At 62.3% G+C, this 817-nt stretch carries 2 pseudogenes; both read right to left on the reverse strand.

The annotated features are described in order from the left end of the window. A pseudogene (locus tag A9G05_RS27560) lies at positions 1-615 on the reverse strand (transposase); the annotation flags it as partial. A gap of 56 nt (positions 616-671) precedes the next feature. Beyond that, positions 672-817: pseudogene (locus A9G05_RS27565) on the reverse strand (ISL3 family transposase); the annotation flags it as partial.

Below are 817 nucleotides of genomic sequence, written 5' to 3' on the forward strand. Positions count from 1 at the left end.
GGGAATTGGTCGTGGCCTTGAACTTCTTCGCGGCCTTGGCACGCAGTCCTTGCCATTGCATCGAGGCGGCTACCGTCTTGCGATTGCAGGATAGCCCGGCCTCTCGCAAGTCGTGACACAGCCGTGGAGCTCCGCTGCGGCCCTTGCGTGCGTTATATGCCCGAGCGACCTGCCCATCCAGTTCGGCTCTTCGCCGCAGGCGCATTGACGTCCTGCGAGAGCACCAGGCGTAGTAGCCGCTGCGGGCGACGCCCAACACCCGGCACATGGCCTGGATCGAGAAGTGCGTGGCATGAGTCCTCATGAAGGCGTACTTCACTTGAGGCTCTTGGCAAAGTACGCGGCGGCCTTTTTTACGATGGCCAGCTCCTCGGCTTGCTCGGCCAGCAGCCGCTTGAGTCGGGCGTTCTCGTCGGCCAGCGACTGCTCGCGCTCGCCGCTGGTCTGGATCTGTTGCTTCTTGCTCCGCCAGCCGTAGAGCTGGGAAGCATGCAGGCCAAGCTGTTCGGCAGCCTTGCTGACGCCAATTCGCTCGGCCAAAGCCAGCGCTTCGTCCTTGTAGGCTTGGGAATGGCGGGTGCGGGTCTGTTTCATCAGGGATGCTGGTCTTGCCATGGTTCACCTCGTGCAGTGTATCGCTTAACGGGGTGTCCACTGGGACTGGGCAAGATCAGTTGCAGCCAGCGGCTTTGCTTGATCGCCTTGCGCGCGGGTTTGTCTTCACGCAGGAGATTGGCCTGGTCGACTCGGATACGGTCGATCACGTCGCGGCCGTAGCGCGCCACCACATGGAGCAGGTCGTACACCACTTCGGTCT

The organism is Pseudomonas sp. ENNP23, assembly GCF_001728945.1.
Taxonomy (GTDB): domain Bacteria; phylum Pseudomonadota; class Gammaproteobacteria; order Pseudomonadales; family Pseudomonadaceae; genus Metapseudomonas; species Metapseudomonas otitidis.